Consider the following 20,699-nt stretch of genomic DNA (forward strand, 5'->3'; position numbering starts at 1 on the left):
CATCCGGGAGTTTCTTTTCAAGCACGCGCCAACGTATGGCGCCTACTCTTAACCTTTATCCTGCGGCGGAACTAGTGTCCGGCGCGGCTTCGGGTGGGAGAAACTCCGCTTGCGGCCCAAGTACCTCCTGGAGGAGGCGCTACGGGCGGTAGTGCGCACTACTTTAACACCTGATTTTTCAGGAACCAAATCGGCGTGCCGATGTCGTTCCTGCAGTCTGCGTTGCCGTGGGCGGTGCGCAGGCCTCCACCGGTTTAAGCGCGCCAGCCTCCAAGGCCTCAGTTACGACTCGGTCCACTCCAGCAGCAAGAACGTTGAGCGCAGGAATTGCTTCTTCGGCATACTCACCCGGCATGGTGACTTCAATGGCCAATCCCACCGTGGACTCTTTACTCGAGCCCGATGGGGTGGTTTCCCGCACACCAATTTGGCGGTGGGTATAACCGTCGTCGTACTCGGATAGTCCCCACCCGCCCTTGGCGCGGGTGTTCGGGAGCTTGTCCAATCCGTTGTCTTGCCACTCCACAATGTCATCCATTGCGTCATAGACCTGTTCTGCTTCCGGAATACACGGTAAGTGTGCGCCAAACTCTGCCTGGTCTTCCAGCAGCCACGTGGAGTAGCCAAAAGGTTCCTCGAACTCGCCGGTCGAACCATACTCTTCCAAGAGCGCCGTTACTGCGCTCCCAGCATCGCCCTCAGTCCATCGCACGTGGGACCACAACGCGTAGGCAGCATCATTGTCGGATTCCTTAATCGCAAGGTCGACGAGCTCCGGGCTAGCGCCGTCGCGCAGCGCGGCAATCGCGATAGGAACCTTCACCGTCGACCACGCAGGCTCTTCACCGCGTAATCCGGCGTTGACAGTCCCTTCCCTATCCGCCACCGCCACGCCGGCGCGGACATTGAACTCCTTCTCAACTTCAGAGACGACATCGCGTAATTCGGCGCGCACGTCATAGCTGGCGGGTGCTTCCACGCCTGGTGATTCTTCGGGAGCCGGCGGCGATGTGTCTTCCGCTGGGCCGGAACACCCCGTCATGGTGGCTGTCGCAGCAATGCTGATGGCTAGTGCTGCCGTGCGGGTACTTCTGTGGCCCAACATCACACCAGCTCCTTGAGGAACCCTCCCGTATAGGAGCCTTCCACCTGCGCCACGTCTTCTGGCGTGCCTTGGGCCACGACGGTGCCGCCGCCCGAGCCGCCTTCCGGGCCCATGTCCACGATCCAATCGGCGGCCTTAATGACGTCGAGGTTGTGCTCGATGATGATCACCGAGTTGCCCTTATCAACCAGGCCTTGAATGACGAGCATGAGCTTTCGGATGTCCTCGAAATGCAGTCCGGTCGTCGGCTCATCCAAGATGTAGACCGTGCGCCCATTCGTGCGCTTTTGGAGTTCGGAGGCCAGCTTCACGCGCTGCGCCTCACCACCGGAAAGCGTCGTGGCGGCCTGACCCAAGCGGACATATCCCAGGCCCACCTCCACCAAGGTGTTGAGGTAGCGGTGGATCGACGTGATGGGTTCGAAGAACTCGGCTGCCTCCGAGATCGGCATGTCGAGAACCTCGGCAATGTTCTTTCCCTTATAGAGGACCTCCAGGGTCTCGCGGTTATAACGGGCACCGTCGCAGACCTCGCACGGCACGTAAACATCGGGCAGGAAGTTCATCTCGATCTTGATGGTGCCGTCACCCTGGCACGCCTCACAGCGTCCGCCCTTGACGTTGAAGGAGAACCGGCCCGGCTTGTAGCCGCGAACCTTGGCCTCCTGGGTTTCAGCGAAGAGGTTGCGGATTTTGTCGAAGACCCCTGTGTAGGTTGCCGGATTCGAGCGCGGGGTGCGCCCGATGGGGCTCTGATCGACCTGCACCAGCTTGTCCAGGTGTTCCACGCCCTCCACGCGCTTGGCGCGACCGGGTACTTGACGGGCTCGGTTGAGTTTGTTGGCCAAGGTCTTGGCCAGGATTTGGTTGACCACGGTGGACTTACCGGAGCCGGACACACCAGTGACGCAGACGAGGACGCCCAGCGGAATCTCCACGTCAATGCCCTTGAGATTATTCTCGCGCGCGCCGACCACCTTGAGCATGCGCTCAGGGTCAATCTCACGGCGCGTATCCGGGACCGCAAGCTTCTTCTTTCCTGACAGATACTGCCCCGTCAGGGACTCCTCCACAGATTCGATGCCGGCGGGCTCGCCCTGATAGACCACCGTTCCTCCGAATTCGCCGGCGCGCGGTCCAACGTCGACAAGCCAGTCCGCCTCCCGGATGGTGTCCTCATCATGTTCCACCACAATCAAGGTGTTTCCGATATCGCGCAGGCGCTTCAACGTGGCGATGAGGCGCTGGTTATCGCGCTGGTGCAGACCAATGGAGGGCTCATCCAGCACGTAGAGGACTCCCGCCAGGCCGGAGCCAATCTGGGTGGCGAGGCGAATACGCTGTGCTTCGCCGCCAGACAACGTGGAGGCGCCGCGGTCAAGGGTGAGGTAGTTCAGGCCGACGTCGAGAAGGAAGCGCAGGCGGGCCTGGATCTCCTTGAGCACAGCACCAGCAATGATCTCCTCGCGGTGGCCCAACACGAGAGAGTCGAGGAACTCCGCCGCCTCCTCGATGGACAGTGCCGTCAAGCCGGCGATGGACTGCTCGCCATGCGCGGTGGAGGCCAAACGCACCGCCAAGATTTCCGGCTTCAGGCGGGTACCGCCACAAGCGTTACACGGCACACGGCGGGTGTACTGAAGGAGACGGTCCTTCTGCGACTCGGAATCCGCCTGATCGAGCTTGCGCTCCAAAAAGCCGATAGCTCCCTCGAACGGCGCTGACCAGTTGCGCTGGCGGCCATAGCGGTTCTTGTAGCGCACACTGACTTCCACATCTGTGCCATGGATCAAGGCGTGGCGCTGCTCCTCGGTGAGCTCGGAAACCGGGGTGTGGGGATCAAAGCCCAGAGCTTTCGCTAGGCCTTCGACCAACTTGACAAAGTACCGCGCATTGGGGCTCGAGGTCCACGGTTGGATGGCCTCAACGGCTGGGGCATCCGGGTCCGGGATCAACAGATCCACATCCACCTCAAGGCGCGTACCCAAGCCATCACACACCGGGCAGGAACCGAAAGGCGCGTTGAACGAGAACGCGCGGGGCTCGTATTCCTCAATGGTCAGCGTGTGGCCGTTGGGGCAGGCAGCCTTTTCCGAGTAGGTGTGCGTGAGCTCTTCGCGGTCTACGAAATCCAGGGTGACTAGGCCGTCTGCCAAGCGCAGCGCTGTCTCGACAGAATCCGTCAGCCGCTGCTTTTGGGAAGCTTTCACCTGCAGGCGGTCCACGACGACATCGATGTCGTGCTTGATCTGCTTCTTCAGCTTCGGCGGGTCACTGAGCTGGTAAAGCTCCCCATCTACCCGAACACGGGAGTAACCCTGGGCCGCGAGGTCAGCAAAGAGGTCAACGAACTCGCCCTTACGTCGGCGAACGACCGGTGCGAGGACCTGGAATTTCAGCTTTTCCTCGTGGCTTAAGACTTCATCAACAATCTGCTGCGGGGTTTGGCGCTCAATGACGGCGTCACACTCAGGACAGTGCGCAGTGCCCGCGCGGGAGAAAAGCAAACGCAGGTAGTCGTAGATTTCGGTGATGGTTCCCACCGTCGAGCGCGGGTTGTGGTTGGTGGACTTTTGGTCAATGGACACCGCTGGGGATAGACCGTCGATGAACTCAACGTCCGGCTTATCCATTTGGCCAAGGAACATGCGCGCGTAGGAGCTCAAAGACTCCACGTAGCGCCGCTGGCCCTCGGCGAAGATGGTGTCAAAGGCGAGTGAGGACTTGCCTGAGCCCGATAGGCCGGTAAACACCACCAGGTTATCGCGCGGGATATCGATGTCCACGCCCTTGAGGTTGTGCTCACGCGCACCACGTACGACCAAACGATCAGCCACTAGTTGTTGCCTTCCTACACAAAAGAATGTGTGTTCAGAGAGTTCTCATTCAGAATGTACCCGTATGGTTGGACTTATGAACAACGCGCTTGAGCTTCATAAAATTTCCGTGTCCGAGATGGACAACAATTGCTACCTGCTGTGCGCGGGTGACGAGGCGCTGCTTATCGACGCCTCCGCTGACGCCCCCGCGCTGCTCGCTTTAGCCGCCGACCACGGAGTAAAGATCACCGCGGTGCTGACCACACACCGCCACTGGGATCACGTACGTGCACTCAAGGAAGTCTTGAATGAAACCGGTGCCGTTCACTATTCCTCTTTCCTGGACGCCCCTGCTTTGCCCGCGCCCGTCGACGTGGAGCTGGAGCACGGCGATACGCTGTCTTTCGCTGGCCACGACTTCCCGGTCATCATCCTGCGCGGGCACACCCCGGGCGGTGCAGCCATTGCAGCAGACATCGACGGGGTGACCAACCTTTTCGTCGGCGATTCCCTCTTCCCCGGTGGTGTGGGCAAGACCACCTCAGAGGGTGATTTCGTACGCCTCTACAAGGATGTCACACAGCGGCTCTTTGATGTCTATCCGGACGAAGCCATTGTCCGCCCCGGGCACGGTGCCCCCACCACGCTCGGCGCAGAACGCCCACACATGGACGAATGGTGGGAGCGCCGCTGGTAGCTACGTGTTAACTGCTGCCCTCACGGCAGCAGTTATTTAACGCGCGTACTATGGTGTGACGAACGTCTTTACAGATCTATCGAATGGAGCACGTCATGATTCGTAAATTTGCCCGTCCTATGCTGGCCTCCGTGTTTGTCTGGGATGGTGTGGATACGCTCCGCAACACCTCGGAGCACGTCGCGGACACCGAGTCCGTGCTTAAGCGCCTGCGCAAGGTGCTGCCCCGCGAATATGCAGGCTACATCCCCAATGACCCAGAGCTCGTTACCCGCGCGCTCGGCGGCGCGAAGACCGCTGCGGGCACGAGCCTCGCGCTGGGCAAGGCTCCGCGCACCTCGGCTGCAGTGCTCGCGCTGACGCACGTCCCTAACCTGGTCGGCAATGCTTTCTGGACCGCGGATTCCCAAAAGGACAAGGAAGCTCAGCGCAACAGCTTCATCACCAACACTGCCCTACTTGGTGCCCTGGCCATTGTTACGCAGGACACCGAAGGAAAGCCCTCCGTACGCTGGCGCGCCGCCAAGGCGTCGGAGCGTGCCAACAAGAAGATCCAGCAGGCACTGCCAGGTAAGTCCGAGCAGCAGAAGTTTGCGGAGGACTTCTCCAGCCGCGCAAACGAGATTTCTTCCGACGTCACGGCCAAGGCCAATGACTGGTTCGAGACTGCCAAGGACTACGTAGAGGATAACCGCGATGACTGGGAGTCCACCGGCCGGGACTTCATCGACTCCGCTCGCTCCTTCGTCGAGGATACCGCTGAGACTGCACGCGAGTTCTTTGAGGACAACAAGGATGACTGGCTCGACGCTGCCCGTGACAACACCGAGACCGCCCGCAAGAGCCTCGTCAAGGCAGCCGGCAAGGCACAGGACCGCGCTGACGAGGCCCTAGCCAAGGCAGACTCGCTCGACGGAAAGCGCGCCCAGAAGAAGGCTCGCAAGCGCGCCGAGAAGCTGCAGAAGGAAGCGACTAAGAAGCTGGATAAGGCTTTCAAGAAGTTCGGTGACCGCTTCTAAGCTCTCCGTCTTACGCTGCGGATAACTCCGCAACGCACCGCGATAATCACCGCGGTGGAGAGAACAACGGCTCAGCTAGTATGCTGGGCCGTTGTTCTTTTTCCTGTCCACTCTTCCCCATCTCCCTTACTTCCCGTCTGTCCACGAGAAGCCTTCATACGCACCCAAGGAGCCTTGTGTCTGAATCTTCACCCGCGACTCATACCGGGAAACCCGGCGCCCACGCGAACGAGCAGAGCGCGGAAATAGCTAGCGAGCAAGCATATGTCGATGGCCTCTTCGAGCGTCTGGACAACGAGGTTCAAGCGGCCAACGAGCGCTTGAACGAAGTGCAAGCTGCCGTCGATCCACATACCCCGGACGCCGATGCACTCGTTCGGCGAGAGACCGAGTACCACGGCCTGCAGGCTAAATTGGATCGCCTCAACGTCGCCCAACTCGGCTTAGTTTTTGGGCGCATCGACATCGATGCACCCGGTGATAACCCCACCCCGGAAGGCCTGGACCGGCGCTACATCGGCCGCATGGGACTCGACGCCAGGGAGGAGAACTACCGGACACTCCTTCTGGATTGGCGTGCGCCGATGGCGCGCCCCTTCTACCTCGCCACTACAGCGCACCCTGAAGGCGTCCATGTCCGTCGGCATATCCGGACCACTGGGCGCACGGTTATTGGAATCAGCGACGAGGTCTTGGAGGGAGAATCCTCTGCTGACAGCAGCGATGTCGCAAGCGAGTCCGCCCTCCACCACGTGATGCAGCGCGCCCGCACCGGGCACATGCCCTCCATCGTGGAGACCATTCAGCGCGAACAGGACGAAATCATCCGTGACAGCACGCGGGGCGTCATGGTGGTCGAAGGTGGCCCGGGAACCGGCAAGACCGCTGTTGCACTGCACCGCGTGGCCTACTTGCTCTACACCTACCGCGAACAATTAGCCGCTACGGGCGTGCTCATCGTCGGACCCAATTCCACCTTCCTGGAATACATTTCCCGAGTACTCCCGGAACTTGGTGAAACCGGCGTCGTGCTTTCCACCATCTCTTCCCTCTTCCCCGGCATCGAGGCTACTCACTCGGAGTCCTTGCTCGCCCGCGAGATCAAGGGCTCCGCTGCCATGGTGGAAATCCTCGGCAACGCGGTCAAGGATTATCAGCGCCTACCGGAGCAGCCGCGCACGGTGGAGATCGATCGGCTCGAGCTCACCGTCACCCCAGCTATGGTCAAAGCGGCGCGTACCCGCGCGCGGCGCTCACGCAAGCCGCACAACGACGCTCAAGCGGCATTTGCGGAACACCTCATCGAGTCTCTGGCCCAGCAGATGGCCGAACGCATCGGTTCTGACCCGCTGGGAGGTGCCAACCTGCTCTCCCGCGCGGACGTGGATCAGCTCCACGATGACCTCGCCGAAGAACCACAGGTCACAGAACTCATCGACGAGTTCTGGCCCCATCTCACGCCTACCGAGGTACTCGCCAATCTCCTGAGTAGCGCCGAACGAATCGATACGGCAGCCTACGCTTATGATGACGAAACCCGCGGTGCCCTCTACCGCGAAGACGGTACGTCATGGGCGGCCTCCGACGCCGCGCTTCTCGACGAGCTCGCGGTCCTCATCGGCATGCCCGACCCCGAAGCAGAGCGCGCCGCCGAGGAGAAAGAATGGCGCGAACAGGTCGCGGAGGCAGAAGACGCCCTCGATATTCTGAGCTCCTCTGATTCCACTGACAACGATGATGACATGTTCGAAGCCGAGATCCTCTCTGCGCACGATGTCATCGACGCCGAGCACCTCGCTCGCCGTCACGAGGTTCGGGATTCTCGCACCACCGCCCAGCGGGCCCGGGAAGACTACACGTGGGCCTACGGGCACGTCATCGTTGACGAAGCCCAAGAACTTACCCCCATGGAATGGCGCATGATTTTCCGGCGTAGCCCCTCGCGATGGATGACGCTCGTGGGCGATACGTCCCAGACTGGAGCGCCCGCCGGTGTGGATGACTGGGGCGAGACGCTCGAGCCTTTTGTTGGAGAGCGCTTCCGACTGCACGGGTTGACGGTCAACTACCGCACCCCACGCCCGGTTACGGAATTAGCCAATCGGCTGTTGGAAGAAATCAACCCTGAGGCCACGCCGAGCATCGCGGTGCGCGATGGTGTTGACGTTGTCTGGCACGACGACGCCACCGATGCGGAGCCGAGGACATTTGAGGATGAGGACGGGCGCCTGCGCGCCGTGATCACGGCTGCCAACGTCGAGGAGATCAAAGGCCTCGAGTTTGATCACGTCACGGTGGTCAACCCCGATGACATCGTGGCAGCCTCCCCACAGGGTTTGCACAACCTCTATGTTGCGCTCACGCGTGCGACGCAGTCCTTGACCATCACCGGCCGTTATGCGGAGGTTTTCGGATAGTCTGGTGCCCATGGCTCTTTCCGATATCGCCCGCAAAGTCGAATTCACTGTAAATTCCCTCTCGCTCAAGCGCTCGGCGCGCAAAGGGTGGCAACCCAGCATCACTGGCTATGCCGGTTACGGCAATGAAGAATTCGTCCGTGTTCTGGGCCGTGTCCTCATGCATGACCCGACGGCTGAAGAAACGGATACCTGGGCGCAGCGTGGCTACCGCCAGTTCTTCACCATTCAGGTCACAGACCACGAGGTCGAAGTCACGGTTGGTGGGAAGACGGTATCGGGAACCACGAACGACAACGGCTACATCGATATCCTCGTCTACAACCACGGCCTAGAGCCCGGCTGGCACGAGGTCACCATCCGTGCCAAAGGCGCGGACGCGGTGACCTCGGAAGTGCTCATCGTGGACAAGGACACCACGTTCGGCGTGGTCAGCGACATAGATGACACCATCATGGTGACGTGGCTCCCGCGCGCAATGATTGCAGCATGGAACTCGTGGGTTAAACGCACCAATACCCGCACCCCCGTCGAAGGTATGGCACGGTTCTACCGGGAAATCGCCCAACATCACCCCGATATCCCCTTCATTTACCTCTCCACCGGCGCCTGGAACACCTACGACACCTTGGTTAACTTCATGGCGGAGAAGGGCTTCCCGCGTGGTCCCCTGCTGCTGACAGACTGGGGTCCTACCCCCACCGGCCTCTTCCGCAATGGTCAGGAGCACAAGCGCGTGCAGCTCCGCAACCTCTTCATTGCTTTCCCGAAGCTCCGCTGGCTGCTCATCGGCGACGACGGTCAGCACGATCCTCTTACCTATGCAGACGCGGCGGCGGAGCACCCCAACCACGTAGCGGCCGTGGCGATCCGCAACCTCAGCCCACAGGAGCAGCTGCTCGCACACGGTTCGCTCGCGCCTTTGGTGAAGGTCAACGAGCAGACCTCCTTCGATATCCCACTCATTCAGGGGACGGATGGCAACGTTCTTGCCCGCGCTTACCGCGAGCTGCGATTGAGCGACTAAAGCTCGTTAGAAACAAAACGGCGCGCAGGCCCAGAGACTTCCTCAATGCTAAGGACTTCTCCGGAGCATGCGCGCCGTGACGACTAGCGTCCTAGCTCACAGTGTGAACAATCATAACGTCACAGTCAGACTGACGTGCGACATCCGCCGGAACCGAACCGAGGAGGCGGCCGGTCAGGGAGTTAATTCCGCGGTTACCGACGACGAGCAGGTCTGCCTTGTTGTCGTTGACGATGGACATCAGGGCCTGAACCGGGGTTCCCGGGCGCACAGCGGTCTCCACCTTCGTCACGCCGAATTTCTCTGCGTGTTCCTTGCCGGAAGCGAGGTTGGCCTGGGCCTTCTCATCACCGAGAATCGTCACGGAATCCTGGCGCAGCGTCTTGGAAGCCTGCTCCTGATTCTCGTAGTAGGCGCAACCGATGATGAGGGTGGCATCGAAGGCTGCGGCGATCTTGGCGGCACGCTCCACTGCGAGCAAGGAGGACTTGGAACCGTCGGTACCGACCACGATCTTGTTGTAATCGCTCATGATGACCTTTCTTCGCTGGCCCCAACCGTGGGGCCACCGCTTGACAAAATTTTAAAGCTTTTGCGCACCAGCTAGTCTAACAACGCTGGCGCGTTCACGTCGATCAGCGCGCACGAGGATACGCGCGCGGTGCACTGCCCTAGTCAGTGGTGTTGACCACCACGACGTCGGCGTGGGCCTTGCGCGTGAGCTCCGTCGCTACGGAGCCAAACACTCGACCGCGCACCGAGTGAATTCCCTTGTTGCCCACGACGAACATATCCACGTCGTAGTCCTTGCCCACCTCGAGGAGCGAATTCACGGGGTCACCAGACTTAGCAATGATTTCAATGCGCTTCGCACCCTCACCGTGCGCGATCTCCGCAGCATTGCTGAGGAAGCTTTCCGACATCTCCTCGCTCACCACCGGTACTCGTGCGTCCTCCGAGTTCGGGGCGCCGAGCATCGAACCAGAGTGGTTGTAGAAAGCGGACACGATAATCAGCGTCGCGTCATAGGCGCGCGCCATGGATGCGGCAGAACGGACAGCGCGCATGGAAGTCTGAGAGCCATCGGTTCCGACGGCGATGACGTTGTAGCTCAGCATGATTCTCCTTATAAGTAGCGATTAATCCTTAACAGTATGACACGGCCTTCTACGCAGAGATTGGTTTTACCCGCATATTGAGTAGGCAAATTTCAGCACTGGGCGCGCCATTAGATCCCGGCCTCCTTAAGACCGCGTTGCTCCTTTTTCAGATCAGCGATCTCATCGCGCAAACGCCCCGCCAACTCGAACTTGAGCTCTCGGGCAGCCTCTCGCATTTGGGTCGTCAGGTCGTCGATAAGCGCCTGCACCTCGTCGGCTGCCATGGAGGACACATCCGGCTTGTCGACGATGGCCGTGGGATCCGCGTCTTGCCCCTGCTCATCGGCGTTCTCATAGACCTGGTCCAAAATGTCGGCGATCTTTTTGCGCAGCGGCTGCGGGTCAATGCCGTGCTCCTTGTTATACGCAATCTGCTTCTCTCGGCGACGCTCGGTCTCCTCGATCGCCTCCTGCATCGAGTCCGTAATTTTATCCGCGTACATGATGACCTCACCGGAGACGTTTCGGGCGGCGCGGCCAATCGTCTGAATAAGCGAGGTGGTGGAGCGCAGGAAACCTTCCTTATCGGCATCCAAGATCGCAACGAGTGAAACTTCAGGAAGGTCGAGGCCCTCACGCAGCAGGTTGATGCCCACGAGGACATCGAACTCACCCAAGCGCAGCTGGCGCAACAGCTCCACGCGCTGGAGCGTGTCAATATCCGAGTGGAGGTAGCGCACCTTGATGCCGTGTTCCAGCAAGTAATCTGTGAGGTCCTCCGCCATACGTTTGGTCAAGGTCGTGACTAGGACGCGCTCCTGCTTCGCGGTACGGGCGCGAACCTCATCGATGAGATCATCAATCTGGCCCTTGGTGGGCTTGACCGTCACCTTGGGGTCTACGAGGCCGGTGGGGCGAATAACCTGTTCCACGAACTCGCCGCCGGAAGCCGTCATTTCGAAATCGCCCGGTGTGGCCGACATGTAGACGGTTTGGCCGACGCGCTCCTCAAACTCATCGAAGGTCAACGGCCGGTTGTCTACGGCAGAAGGAAGACGGAAGCCAAACTCCACGAGGTTGCGCTTGCGCGCCATATCGCCCTCAAACATGCCGCCGATCTGCGGGACGGTCACGTGAGACTCATCGATGATGGTGAGGAAGTCCTCTGGGAAATAATCCAAGAGCGTCGCCGGCGCGGAACCGGCGGGGCGGCCATCAACGTGGCGCGAGTAGTTCTCAATGCCGGAGCAAAAGCCCACCTGCTCAATCATCTCGAGGTCGTATTCGGTACGCATGCGCAGGCGCTGCGCTTCGAGCAACTTGCCGCGGTTCTCCAGCTCGGCGAGGCGCTCCGCGAGCTCCTCCTTGATGTCCTCAATGGCACGGGCCATACGCTCTGGGCCTGCTACGTAGTGGGTCGCGGGAAAAATCCGCACCTCATCGACCCGCTCCAGAACATCACCCGTGAGCGGATGGATGTAATAGAGCTCGTCCACGTCATCACCAAAGAACTCGATGCGTACCGCACGCTCTTCGTAGGCGGGGATGATATCCACGGTATCGCCCTTGGCGCGGAAGGTTCCGCGCGTAAAGCCCACGTCATTGCGCTCATACTGAATATCGACGAGCAGACGCAGGAAGCGATCGCGGTCAATTTCCTCCCCTTCCTCGAGCACGACGGAGCGGTCAAGGTAGGACTGCGGGGTGCCAAGGCCATAGATGCAGGACACTGAGGAAACGACGACGACATCACGGCGAGAGAGCAGGGCCGACGTTGCCGAGTGGCGCAGGCGCTCCACGTCCTCGTTGATAGAGGAATCCTTCTCAATGTAGGTGTCCGTCTGCGCGATATAGGCCTCCGGTTGGTAGTAGTCGTAATAGGATACGAAATACTCAACCGCGTTGTGTGGCAGGAGTTGGCGCAGCTCATTTGCCAGCTGTGCTGCCAGTGTTTTATTTGGTGCCATCACCAGTGTCGGGCGCTGCTGCTGTTCAATGAGCCACGCAGCGGTCGCTGACTTACCGGTGCCCGTGGCACCCATGAGGACGACGTCGCGCTCTCCGCGGTTGAGGCGTTCGTTGAGTTCCGCGATCGCCGCAGGTTGGTCACCGGCGGGCTGGTACTCGGACTCAACACGAAACTCGGCCGAGCGGCGCTCAACTTCGCCGACTGGGCGGTGTTCAGAGACCGGCAGGATAGGGTGTTCAGCAGCAAAAGCCATGCCGACCAGTCTAACGCGGCGCGGACGAAACCGGCTAGGACAGCGGCTTAGGGCAGCGCCGCACGCGTGGTGCGCAGCCACAGCTCGAGCTCACCGGTGGTCTCCCAGAGCGCATAGATTGCGGATTTGTCCGGCTCCATCGCCGTGTTGATCCGCTTGCGCAACCACGCCCGAGTCTGCGGTGTGCGCAGCGCCTTGACAGCGTCAGCGCTGATCCCCGGGGGCAGCTTGTCGGTCGGCGCCGTGGCCAGCGCTCCCAAGGCGATGACAATCTCGGCGTCGTCGATATCAATGGGCGAATCCACGCAGCTCTTTTTGAATGCATCGAGGTCGAAGGAACCGTCACGAATATCCGCGAGCACTTCGCACGCGGCATGATTATCAAAAGGCCCAACGTCCCAGGTTCCCATGAAGGGGGAGAATAAACCGCTTACATGAACGGGATGAGAGCAGCAGGTAAATTTTACCCGCCATATCCTTTAAAAGTTCCTGCCTTCCTTTAGAATCGGCTGGCATGAAGTTCCGTTCCCTTGCCAGCACCCTGACGATTGCCGGGCTGCTCCCCCTCGCCGTACTAACCCAGACACCCTCGGCCTTCGCCGCGCCGTGCACACCCTACTCGAAGTCTGGTAGCTTTACCTCCACTCCGAAGGCTTCCGGTCCAGCCGGTGGATCCTCTCTCGGTGGGCTCGATGCACTCTTCGGCAGCTCCTCCCGTTCGGGAAAGCCGGGAGAGTCTGCGAATGGGCAGCGCAGCAACTATAACCAGCGCCAAATCACTGACGGGCCCACCCAGATCATGCAGCTGATCACCGGTTCCGGTTCACCCAACCGCACGGATCAAAAGTTTGGCATCTCCGGGACCGATCTGGGCATCGCCTACTCTGATGACGCAGGTCATTCCTACTACGTCTTCGGTGACTCCATGGACTGCGTCGGCGAAGGCGATGGCTGGCGCTCCAACCTCTTGCTGCGCACGACGGACCACGACTATGGCGACGGCCTGCGTCTCGAGGAGGCACTGACTACTGGCGGCTGGTCCACCAATGGCCGGGCAAAGGAATTCATTCCTTCGCAGAAGGTTGGGGACGCCGATACCAACGGTGAGCGCACCACGATTCCCACGGCGGGGATCGTCGTTGACGGCGTGCATTACGTGGACTACATGTCCGTGCGCTCGTGGCACGACCCGAACACAGGCTGGTCCACCAACTATGCCGCGACGGTGAAGTCCACCGATGGCGGAGTCACGTGGCGCGCGGTTCCGGAGGCCACACGCACCAACGCTAGCCACGGTGCGAACGCGCCCATCCCTGGCGGGGCCAACTATCGCGCCGGTTTTGAGAAACTGCAGCAATCGGCCTTTGTCGAGCACGGGGATTATGTCTACCGCTTCACCACGGGCAACGGCCGCCGCGGCCCCGCTTACCTGTCGCGCGCGCTGAAATCGGAATTCCCCAACGAACGTGCCTTCAGCTACTACTCTGATGGCTCCTGGGTAAAGGACCCCACGCGAGCTAGCGAAGTGCTTGACGGTAAGGTCTCAGAGCTCTCCGTCGCCTACAACCAGTACTTGGGCAAGTTCGTCACCATGTACGGGGTGGAAGGTGAAGGCATCGTCATGCGCACTGCGGATAGTCCGGAGGGACCGTGGTCGCCACGCCGCATGCTAGTCAGCGCCGAGACCACAAAGGTCGTCAGCGGCGAACCTCTCAACGACACCTACGCGCCCTTCGTGCTGCCAAACCAGGATGATCAGCACCTGTATTACACGCTAACGTCGTGGCGCGACTACAACACCATGCTTATGCGCACGGACCTCGATTTTGTGGGTGAAGACATGGAAAACAATGACCACATCGCCGTCTCAGACGTCGTAGCAACGCGCTAGCCTAAGCGGACACGCAGCTTCTCGACGACCCCCGCAACCTGCGCATCGAGCGCTTCGCGGGGGCCATTGTTGTCGATCACAAAATCAGCGGCAGCACGGCGTACATCGTCGGGAATCTGCGCAGCAATCCGGCGGCGGGCATCGCCTTCGTCAAGGCCGCGGTACTCAACAAGTCGACGCACCCGCTCCTCCACGTCGACGTCGACGACGATAGTGGCGTCCATGTCTTTGTGGAGGCCCTTATCGACGAGGAGCGGCATGTCATAGACCACGAAGTCGGCACCACCTTGGCGCGCTGCCTCGAAGCGTGCCTGGGTTTCTTCCTGGATACGCGGGTGGGTAATGGAGTTGAGAACAGCGGTTTTCTCGGCGCTGGCAAAAGCGCGGGAGGCCAAGAGACCGCGATCAAGGCTCCCATCGGGGAGCAGAATGTCCTGCCCAAAGGCCTCCGCCAGCTCAGTGAGTGCCGGCTGGCCTGGCTCAACGATGTCACGGGCGATGCGGTCTGCATCGACCAGTACCCAGCCTTCCTGCACGAGGAGCTGCGCTACGGTGGATTTTCCGCTGCCGATTCCGCCGGTAAGTCCAATCAGTTTCATACCGGCTTAGGATACGCGAAAGGCCGCCTCTCCCCCAGCGGGAAAAGACGGCCTTTCCTAAGAAGCAATGTCCTTAGTTGCCAGCGAGCTTGTCGCGAAGAGCAGCGAGCTGCTCGTCGGATGCGAGGGAGCCGCCAACCTCTGCCTGAGAATCGGATGCCGGAGCTGCATCCTGAGACTCGGAAGAGTAGTTGGAGTTGGCAGCGGACTCGGCGGCCTCAGCGGCTGCAGCACGGTTGCGCTCGATCTGAGCGGTGTGCAGGTTGAAGCGACGCTCGGACTCGGCGTAGCGAGCCTCCCAAGCCTGGCGCTGCTCGTCGTAGCCCTCGAGCCACTCGTTGGTCTCCGGGTCGAAGCCCTCCGGGAACACGTAGTTGCCCTGCTCGTCGTAGGAGTCAGCCATGCCGTACTTGGACGGATCGAACTCGTCGGTGTAGTCCTCGTCTGCCTGCTTAACGGACAGGGAGATGCGGCGACGCTCGAGATCGATGTCGATGACCTTGACCATGACTTCCTGGCCAACGTTGACGACCTGGTCCGGAACCTCCACGTGGCGCTGAGCCAGCTCGGAGATGTGGACGAGGCCCTCGATGCCCTCCTCGACGCGAACGAAGGCGCCGAACGGAACGAGCTTGGTGACCTTGCCCGGGACGATCTGGCCCACAGCGTGAGTGCGGGCGAAGACGCGCCACGGATCCTCCTGGGTTGCCTTCAGGGACAGGGACACGCGCTCGCGGTCCAGGTCGACGTCGAGGACCTCGACGGTGACCTCGTCGCCCACGGTGACAACCTCGGACGGGTGGTCGATGTGCTTCCAGGACAGCTCGGAAACGTGAACCAGGCCGTCGACACCGCCGAGATCGACGAAGGCGCCGAAGTTGACGATGGAGGAGACAACGCCCTTGCGGACCTGGCCCTTCTGCAGCTGGTGCAGGAACTCGGAGCGGACCTCGGACTGGGTCTGCTCGAGGTATGCGCGGCGGGACAGGACAACGTTGTTGCGCTGCTTGTCCAGCTCGATGATCTTGGCCTCGAGCTCCTGGCCGATGTACGGCTCCAGGTCGCGAACGCGGCGCATCTCAACGAGGGAAGCCGGGAGGAAGCCACGGAGGCCGATGTCCAGGATGAGACCACCCTTGACAACCTCGATGACGGTACCGGTAACCGGCTCCTCCTTGGCGTGCAGCTCTTCGACGGCGCCCCAAGCGCGCTCGTACTGTGCGCGCTTCTTGGACAGGATCAGACGGCCTTCCTTGTCCTCCTTGGTGAGAACAAGAGCGTCGATCTCGTCGCCGACCTCGACAACCTCATCCGGGTTGACGTCGTGCTTGATGGAGAGCTCGCGGGACGGGATGACGCCTTCGGTCTTGTAACCGATGTCGAGCAGGACCTCGTCGTGGTCAACCTTGACCACGGTGCCCTCGACGATGTCACCATCGTTGAAGTACTTGATGGTGGCGTCGACAGCTGCGAGGAAGTCCTCTGCGGTTCCGATGTCGTTGATCGCAACCTGAGGGGTGTTAGAAGTTGGCATGTAGTTATGCTCCGAATAAACGTAGGAGATCGTAATTGGACAGTTACGCGTCTCTTGAAAAGCGTCATTAAGCAGCGTAAATACGCAAGGCTTAAGATGGATTCCAATCCCGACTCGCAGCCGTGCCAAGCTCTCCTACAGTAGCCCAGCGCGTCCCGAGTCATAGACACGCCCGTACAACCCTACATCCTCGCAGCTAAAACGGCAAATACGACATGGAAAAAGAATTGGGAAAGGAAGAATGTCTTCAGCATCGTTTTCTGCATCCGCAGCCAATCGTAATTTCTGGGATGATGACGCCGACTCCTACCACGCAGATCATCCCGAGTATCTATCCTCTTTCTACTGGTGTCCGGAAATGCTGCATGAGGCTGAAGCGCAGCTGCTTGGCGACGTCTCCTCCGCTACCGTCCTCGAGCTCGGCTGCGGCTCCGCGCCGTGTACGCAGTGGTTGCAAGGACGCGCGCGCTTTGCGACGGGCTTCGATCTCTCGCCTGGAATGCTCTCCCATGCCGAGACTGGCCTACCGCTCGTTCAAGCAGATGCCCTGGCGCTTCCCTATCGCGATAAAGTCTTTGACATCGCTTTTTCTGCCTTCGGGGCCCTTCCCTTCGTAGCCGACCTTGACCAGGCACTGTACGAAGTTCACCGCGTTCTGCGCCCTCGTGGCCGCTTCGTCTTTTCTGTGCCACACCCCATGCGTTGGATCTTCCCCGATGATCCACAGGACCTCACTGCACAGCTGTCCTATTTCGAGCGCGCCTACCTCGAGCAGGATGCCAACGGCGAGCTCACCTATGCTGAGTTTCACCGCACGATGGGCGATTGGGTGCGAGCGCTCCAGGTGCGTGGTTCATTTGAAATTTACAACCTCATCGAGCCCGAGTGGCCAGAGGGCCTCGACATCACTTGGGGCCAGTGGTCTCCTGAAAGGGGAGCCATTTTCCCCGGTACCGCCATCTTCGTCTGCGAAGCGCGCTAGGCCGGCACCGCCCACCCTGTTGCGGAGTTTGCCGGCCGCAGCGAACTAAGCTGGCAGCCATGCTTTTAGAACGCCTCGGGATTTTTCTGCGCCGCACGGTGGCGTGGTGGATCGACGCTTTCCTCGCCGCCGCCGTCATCGTGGTGCTCAAGTGGCTCATCAACCTCAGCACCGATGCCGCACTCACAGGCAGGGCGGGCGCCATATATGACATCGTCGCCCTCGCCCTCGTCTTCTACGTCTACCGGGTGTGGGCAGAGGCGACCAAGCAAACCTCCCTGGGCAAGTGGTCGCTGAAGCTGGAGGTCATCGCCGAGCGTCCCGGCATCGCCAGCGCTGCAATTCGCAACAGCTGGATACTCCTCACCCTTGTTGCACTGACAGGACTCCCCTATGTTGAGGCAACCATTTTGGCCATCCTCGGATTGAGCGTCCTACTGCTGGGACAAACTCCCTTCGATCTCCTCGCCGGGTGCTTGGTGGAGCGCCGCACGCCCACCGAGGACGAGCGCGCGGTGGGCTTGACTTAAATCCCTAAAGCGCTCCCTAGTGCGCTGCGGCATCCCAGTTCTTGCCCACGCCCACGGAGACTTCGAGGGGCACGGTCAACTCGATAGCCTTGTCCATCTCGCGTTCGAGGATGCGCTGGACTTCCTCGGTTTCACCTGTCGCCACCTCCACGACGAGTTCGTCGTGAACTTGGAGGAGCACGCGCGAAGCCATGCCTTCCAAAGCCTTGTCCACGCGGATCATGGCGACCTTGATGATGTCTGCCGCTGTGCCCTGGATGGGCGCATTGAGGGCCGCACGCTCGGCGTTTTCGCGCGCCACACGGTTATCGGAGTTGAGCTCCGGTAGATAGCGGCGGCGCCCGAAGACCGTGGAGGTGTAGCCATCCTTGCGGGCCTGCACGACAACCTCATCGAGATAGCGCTTCACGCCACCGAAGCGTTCGAAATAGCTCTCCATGATCTCCTTGGCTTCACGTGCCGGGATACCTAGCTGCTGCGACAGACCATAAGCGGAAAGACCATACACAAGGCCATAGGACATGGCTTTGACGCGGCGGCGCAGCTCCGGCGTGACCTCATCCACCGGAACGTCAAAGACCTTGGAGCCGACGTAGTTGTGCAGATCCTCGCCCTCACGGTAGGCCTCGATAAGGCCCGGATCAGCAGACAGGTGCGCCATAACGCGCATCTCGATCTGCGAGTAGTCCGCCGTAATCAGGGTTTCATAGCCTTCCCCCACCACAAAGGCCGAGCGAATCTGGCGCCCCGCCTCCGTGCGCACCGGAATGTTTTGCAGGTTCGGCTCCGTGGAGGACAACCGGCCCGTTGAGGTCACAGTCTGGTTGAACGTGGTGTGGATGCGGCCATCCGGCTGGATGGTCTTGATGAGCCCCTCCAGCGTCGTTTTCATCTTCTGATACTCGCGGTGCGCCAGCAGGTGGTCCAAGAAGGGGTGCGGGTGGGTAGCAGCGAGCTGCTCGATTTCCTTGGCCGCGGTGGAATAGCCGGTCTTGGTCTTCTTCGTCTTTGGCATATCGAAGGTCTCAAAAAGCACTGCCTGCAGCTGCTTCGGGGAGTTCAGATTGAGGGAATCGTCACCAGCGAGCTCGCGGGCAGCGCGCTCTTGCTCGTTAACCTGCTCGATGAAGGCATCGCGCTGCGTCTCCAGGACGTCTCGGTCCACCGCGATGCCGGCGGCTTCCATACGCGCCAGGATGCTCACCAGAGGCAGCTCGAGGTCGGTATACAGCTCGAAGGAATCAATCTCCTGGAGTTGACTCGTCAATTCTGCCGCCAGCTCCATGATGGCGCCGGCCTGTTCCACAAGCTGATTGTCATCCAAGAGGGAGAGCTGCTCCGTGGCAGCCCCGAGGGACTTCTGCAGATGGCGCTGGTACACATCCGTCAAGGCGTAGGTGCGCTGGCCCGGCCGCAAGAGATAGGCGGCGAGAGCGGTGTCGTGGGCAATTCCTTGCAGCTCGATTCCCCGGCCGGACAACATATGCCATGCCGCCTTTGCCTCGTGGAGGTACTTCGGCGCATCCGATTCCAACCAGGCAGCCAGTGCGGCGTCATCGGCCGCGTCCAGGTCCGCCAATTCAATCTGGAGTCCCTCGAAGGAGGAATCGACGAGTGCTAGTGCGGCGGCATCACCCGCGCCCGGTGTTCCGTCGCCTTGCACGAAGACCGCTACGTGTTCTTTGTCTTCGAGCCACTCAGCCAGCGGAGTGTCTACCACGGTCACCGATACGTCTGGTGCCTCCTCAGCCGCCGCGGCTTCAGCTGCTGCGTCATGCGGTACGGCGTTGAGAACCCGCTCGCGCAGATTCGTGCCGAATTCCAATTCATCAAAGCGAGCTGCCACCTCGCTAGCCACGGCACCCTTAAAGCCGAGGTCCGCCGGGCCAACCTCCAGGTCCATGTCCGTCACCATTTGGGTGAGCTTCCGGTTGAGCTTGACCTGCTCGATGCGGTCGCGGAAGTTCTGCCCCGCCACGCCCTTTATCTCTTCGGCATGCTCGATGAGGCCATCCAAAGAGCCGTACTGCGTGATCCACTTCGTGGCGGTCTTCTCCCCCACCTTCGGGACAGACGGCAGGTTATCGGAGGGGTCCCCGCGCAGGGCTGCGAAATCTGGGTACTGCTCGGGGCTCAGGCCATACTTCTCTTCTACTGCCTCCGGGGTAAAGCGGTGCAGCTTGGACACCCCACGCATGGGATAGAGGACGGTCGTGGAGTCGTCGACAAGCTGCAAATAGTCGCGGTCACCGGTGACCAGGAAAGTCTCATAATCCTCGCCGGCCTGAGTGGACAACGTGGCCACAATGTCGTCAGCTTCGAAGTTATCCCGCGACAACGTGGTGATACCGAGGGTGTCCAAGACCTCTCGAATGAGCTCGACCTGGCCGCGGAACTCTTCGGGGGCGGCCTCACGCTGCGCCTTATACTCCGGGAACATCTCCGTGCGGAAGGTCTTTCGCCCCACATCGAAGGCCACCGCCACAAAGTCCGGCTTTTCCTCAGTCAGAATGTTCGCCAACATGGAAAGAAAGCCATACACCGCATTAGTGTGCTGACCGCCCGAGGTGGAGAAGTTCTCTGCGGGCAGTGCATAAAATGCGCGAAAGGCCATGGAGTGGCCATCAATGAGCAGGAGTCGAGGCTGAGAAGTAGTCACCCGGCCCATCCTAACGTGTTGCGCTCAATGACACCGTCGAGGGCCACAGGCAGGCAATTAGGTTCGAATTGGTCCGCTGCGCTAGTATCGTTGCTTGT

16 protein-coding genes are annotated in these 20,699 nt (G+C 60.5%); 7 read left to right on the forward strand and 9 right to left on the reverse strand.

The genetic code is table 11. The features are described 5' to 3' along the window. Window positions 1-178: 178 nt before the first annotated feature. Both HMPREF2932_RS04665 and uvrA read right to left on the reverse strand, forming a co-directional pair. Window positions 179-1,105: a serine hydrolase gene (locus HMPREF2932_RS04665; RefSeq protein ID WP_232745328.1), complete on the reverse strand. Its 927-nt coding sequence runs from the start codon at window positions 1,103-1,105 to the stop codon at window positions 179-181. Next, window positions 1,105-3,942: an excinuclease ABC subunit UvrA gene (gene uvrA / locus HMPREF2932_RS04670; RefSeq protein ID WP_049154602.1), complete on the reverse strand. Its 2,838-nt coding sequence runs from the start codon at window positions 3,940-3,942 to the stop codon at window positions 1,105-1,107. The genes HMPREF2932_RS04665 and uvrA overlap by 1 nt, the downstream gene beginning before the upstream one ends. 76 nt (window positions 3,943-4,018) lie before the next feature. Between uvrA and HMPREF2932_RS04675 the strand changes: the two genes are divergently transcribed. The 4 genes from HMPREF2932_RS04675 to HMPREF2932_RS04690 all read left to right on the forward strand — a co-directional run bounded on the left by HMPREF2932_RS04675 (window position 4,019) and on the right by HMPREF2932_RS04690 (window position 9,084). Further along, window positions 4,019-4,621 (forward strand): MBL fold metallo-hydrolase, encoded by a 603-nt coding sequence (locus HMPREF2932_RS04675; protein WP_071409713.1) that lies wholly within the window; start codon window positions 4,019-4,021, stop codon window positions 4,619-4,621. A gap of 95 nt (window positions 4,622-4,716) precedes the next feature. Then, window positions 4,717-5,640, forward strand: coding sequence for a DoxX family protein (locus HMPREF2932_RS04680; RefSeq protein WP_070513283.1), 924 nt, complete (start codon window positions 4,717-4,719; stop codon window positions 5,638-5,640). Between the two features lie 176 nt (window positions 5,641-5,816). After that, a complete protein-coding gene (locus HMPREF2932_RS04685) occupies window positions 5,817-8,057 on the forward strand; it encodes a HelD family protein (RefSeq protein ID WP_070513281.1) in 2,241 nt (746 codons plus the stop codon). Between the two features lie 10 nt (window positions 8,058-8,067). Then, a complete protein-coding gene (locus tag HMPREF2932_RS04690; RefSeq protein WP_070513280.1) occupies window positions 8,068-9,084 on the forward strand; it encodes an App1 family protein in 1,017 nt (338 codons plus the stop codon). A 91-nt stretch (window positions 9,085-9,175) separates the two neighbouring features. Here the strand turns inward: HMPREF2932_RS04690 and HMPREF2932_RS04695 are convergent, their stop codons facing one another. From HMPREF2932_RS04695 to HMPREF2932_RS04710, 4 genes are all read right to left on the reverse strand, one after another. Continuing rightward, a complete protein-coding gene (locus HMPREF2932_RS04695) occupies window positions 9,176-9,616 on the reverse strand; it encodes a universal stress protein (RefSeq protein ID WP_046648537.1) in 441 nt (146 codons plus the stop codon). 139 nt (window positions 9,617-9,755) lie between these two features. After that, window positions 9,756-10,202, reverse strand: coding sequence for a universal stress protein (locus HMPREF2932_RS04700; RefSeq protein ID WP_010190093.1), 447 nt, complete (start codon window positions 10,200-10,202; stop codon window positions 9,756-9,758). A 110-nt stretch (window positions 10,203-10,312) separates the two neighbouring features. Further along, complete coding sequence (uvrB, locus tag HMPREF2932_RS04705; protein ID WP_070513278.1) at window positions 10,313-12,406, reverse strand: excinuclease ABC subunit UvrB; 2,094 nt, start codon at window positions 12,404-12,406, stop codon at window positions 10,313-10,315. 47 nt (window positions 12,407-12,453) lie between these two features. Further along, a complete protein-coding gene (locus HMPREF2932_RS04710; protein WP_070513277.1) occupies window positions 12,454-12,816 on the reverse strand; it encodes a DUF4259 domain-containing protein in 363 nt (120 codons plus the stop codon). Window positions 12,817-12,920: 104 nt separating this feature from the next. On the opposite strand from HMPREF2932_RS04710, the gene HMPREF2932_RS04715 reads away from it, so the two are divergent. Continuing rightward, window positions 12,921-14,297 carry a DUF4185 domain-containing protein gene (locus HMPREF2932_RS04715; RefSeq protein ID WP_071409714.1) on the forward strand — a complete coding sequence of 459 codons (1,377 nt, stop codon included), beginning with the start codon at window positions 12,921-12,923 and terminating at the stop codon, window positions 14,295-14,297. Here the strand turns inward: HMPREF2932_RS04715 and coaE are convergent. After that, entirely contained in the window at window positions 14,294-14,896 is a 603-nt protein-coding gene (gene coaE / locus HMPREF2932_RS04720; protein WP_071409715.1) for a dephospho-CoA kinase, read from the reverse strand. The two genes, HMPREF2932_RS04715 and coaE, sit on opposite strands and share 4 nt — an antisense overlap. Window positions 14,897-14,969: 73 nt before the next feature. Beyond that, window positions 14,970-16,430, reverse strand: coding sequence for a 30S ribosomal protein S1 (rpsA, locus tag HMPREF2932_RS04725; RefSeq protein WP_010190105.1), 1,461 nt, complete (start codon window positions 16,428-16,430; stop codon window positions 14,970-14,972). 241 nt (window positions 16,431-16,671) lie between these two features. Here rpsA and HMPREF2932_RS04730 point away from each other — a divergent pair, with 241 nt between their 5' ends. Beyond that, window positions 16,672-17,412 carry a class I SAM-dependent DNA methyltransferase gene (locus tag HMPREF2932_RS04730; RefSeq protein ID WP_071409716.1) on the forward strand — a complete coding sequence of 247 codons (741 nt, stop codon included), beginning with the start codon at window positions 16,672-16,674 and terminating at the stop codon, window positions 17,410-17,412. Between the two features lie 59 nt (window positions 17,413-17,471). Continuing rightward, a complete protein-coding gene (locus tag HMPREF2932_RS04735; RefSeq protein ID WP_071409717.1) occupies window positions 17,472-17,942 on the forward strand; it encodes an RDD family protein in 471 nt (156 codons plus the stop codon). A gap of 16 nt (window positions 17,943-17,958) precedes the next feature. On the opposite strand, the gene polA is transcribed toward HMPREF2932_RS04735, so the two are convergent. Then, window positions 17,959-20,610: a DNA polymerase I gene (polA, locus tag HMPREF2932_RS04740; protein WP_071409718.1), complete on the reverse strand. Its 2,652-nt coding sequence runs from the start codon at window positions 20,608-20,610 to the stop codon at window positions 17,959-17,961. Window positions 20,611-20,699 lie beyond the last annotated feature (89 nt).

The sequence above is a fragment of the Corynebacterium sp. HMSC074H12 genome, assembly GCF_001813755.1.
GTDB classification, from domain to species: Bacteria; Actinomycetota; Actinomycetes; order Mycobacteriales; family Mycobacteriaceae; genus Corynebacterium; species Corynebacterium hiratae.

Excerpts from the sequence above, each read along its gene's own strand:
- HMPREF2932_RS04665 (WP_232745328.1), bottom strand. The coding sequence starts at position 1,105 with ATGTTGGGCCACAGAAGTACCCGCACGGCAGCACTAGCCATCAGCATT.
- HMPREF2932_RS04675 (WP_071409713.1), top strand. The coding sequence starts at position 4,019 with ATGAACAACGCGCTTGAGCTTCATAAAATTTCCGTGTCCGAGATGGAC.
- HMPREF2932_RS04680 (WP_070513283.1), top strand. The coding sequence starts at position 4,717 with ATGATTCGTAAATTTGCCCGTCCTATGCTGGCCTCCGTGTTTGTCTGG.
- HMPREF2932_RS04690 (WP_070513280.1), top strand. The coding sequence starts at position 8,068 with ATGGCTCTTTCCGATATCGCCCGCAAAGTCGAATTCACTGTAAATTCC.
- HMPREF2932_RS04695 (WP_046648537.1), bottom strand. The coding sequence starts at position 9,616 with ATGAGCGATTACAACAAGATCGTGGTCGGTACCGACGGTTCCAAGTCC.
- HMPREF2932_RS04700 (WP_010190093.1), bottom strand. The coding sequence starts at position 10,202 with ATGCTGAGCTACAACGTCATCGCCGTCGGAACCGATGGCTCTCAGACT.
- uvrB (WP_070513278.1), bottom strand. The coding sequence starts at position 12,406 with ATGGCTTTTGCTGCTGAACACCCTATCCTGCCGGTCTCTGAACACCGC.
- HMPREF2932_RS04710 (WP_070513277.1), bottom strand. The coding sequence starts at position 12,816 with ATGGGAACCTGGGACGTTGGGCCTTTTGATAATCATGCCGCGTGCGAA.
- HMPREF2932_RS04715 (WP_071409714.1), top strand. The coding sequence starts at position 12,921 with ATGAAGTTCCGTTCCCTTGCCAGCACCCTGACGATTGCCGGGCTGCTC.
- coaE (WP_071409715.1), bottom strand. The coding sequence starts at position 14,896 with ATGAAACTGATTGGACTTACCGGCGGAATCGGCAGCGGAAAATCCACC.
- rpsA (WP_010190105.1), bottom strand. The coding sequence starts at position 16,430 with ATGCCAACTTCTAACACCCCTCAGGTTGCGATCAACGACATCGGAACC.
- HMPREF2932_RS04730 (WP_071409716.1), top strand. The coding sequence starts at position 16,672 with ATGTCTTCAGCATCGTTTTCTGCATCCGCAGCCAATCGTAATTTCTGG.
- HMPREF2932_RS04735 (WP_071409717.1), top strand. The coding sequence starts at position 17,472 with ATGCTTTTAGAACGCCTCGGGATTTTTCTGCGCCGCACGGTGGCGTGG.
- polA (WP_071409718.1), bottom strand. The coding sequence starts at position 20,610 with ATGGGCCGGGTGACTACTTCTCAGCCTCGACTCCTGCTCATTGATGGC.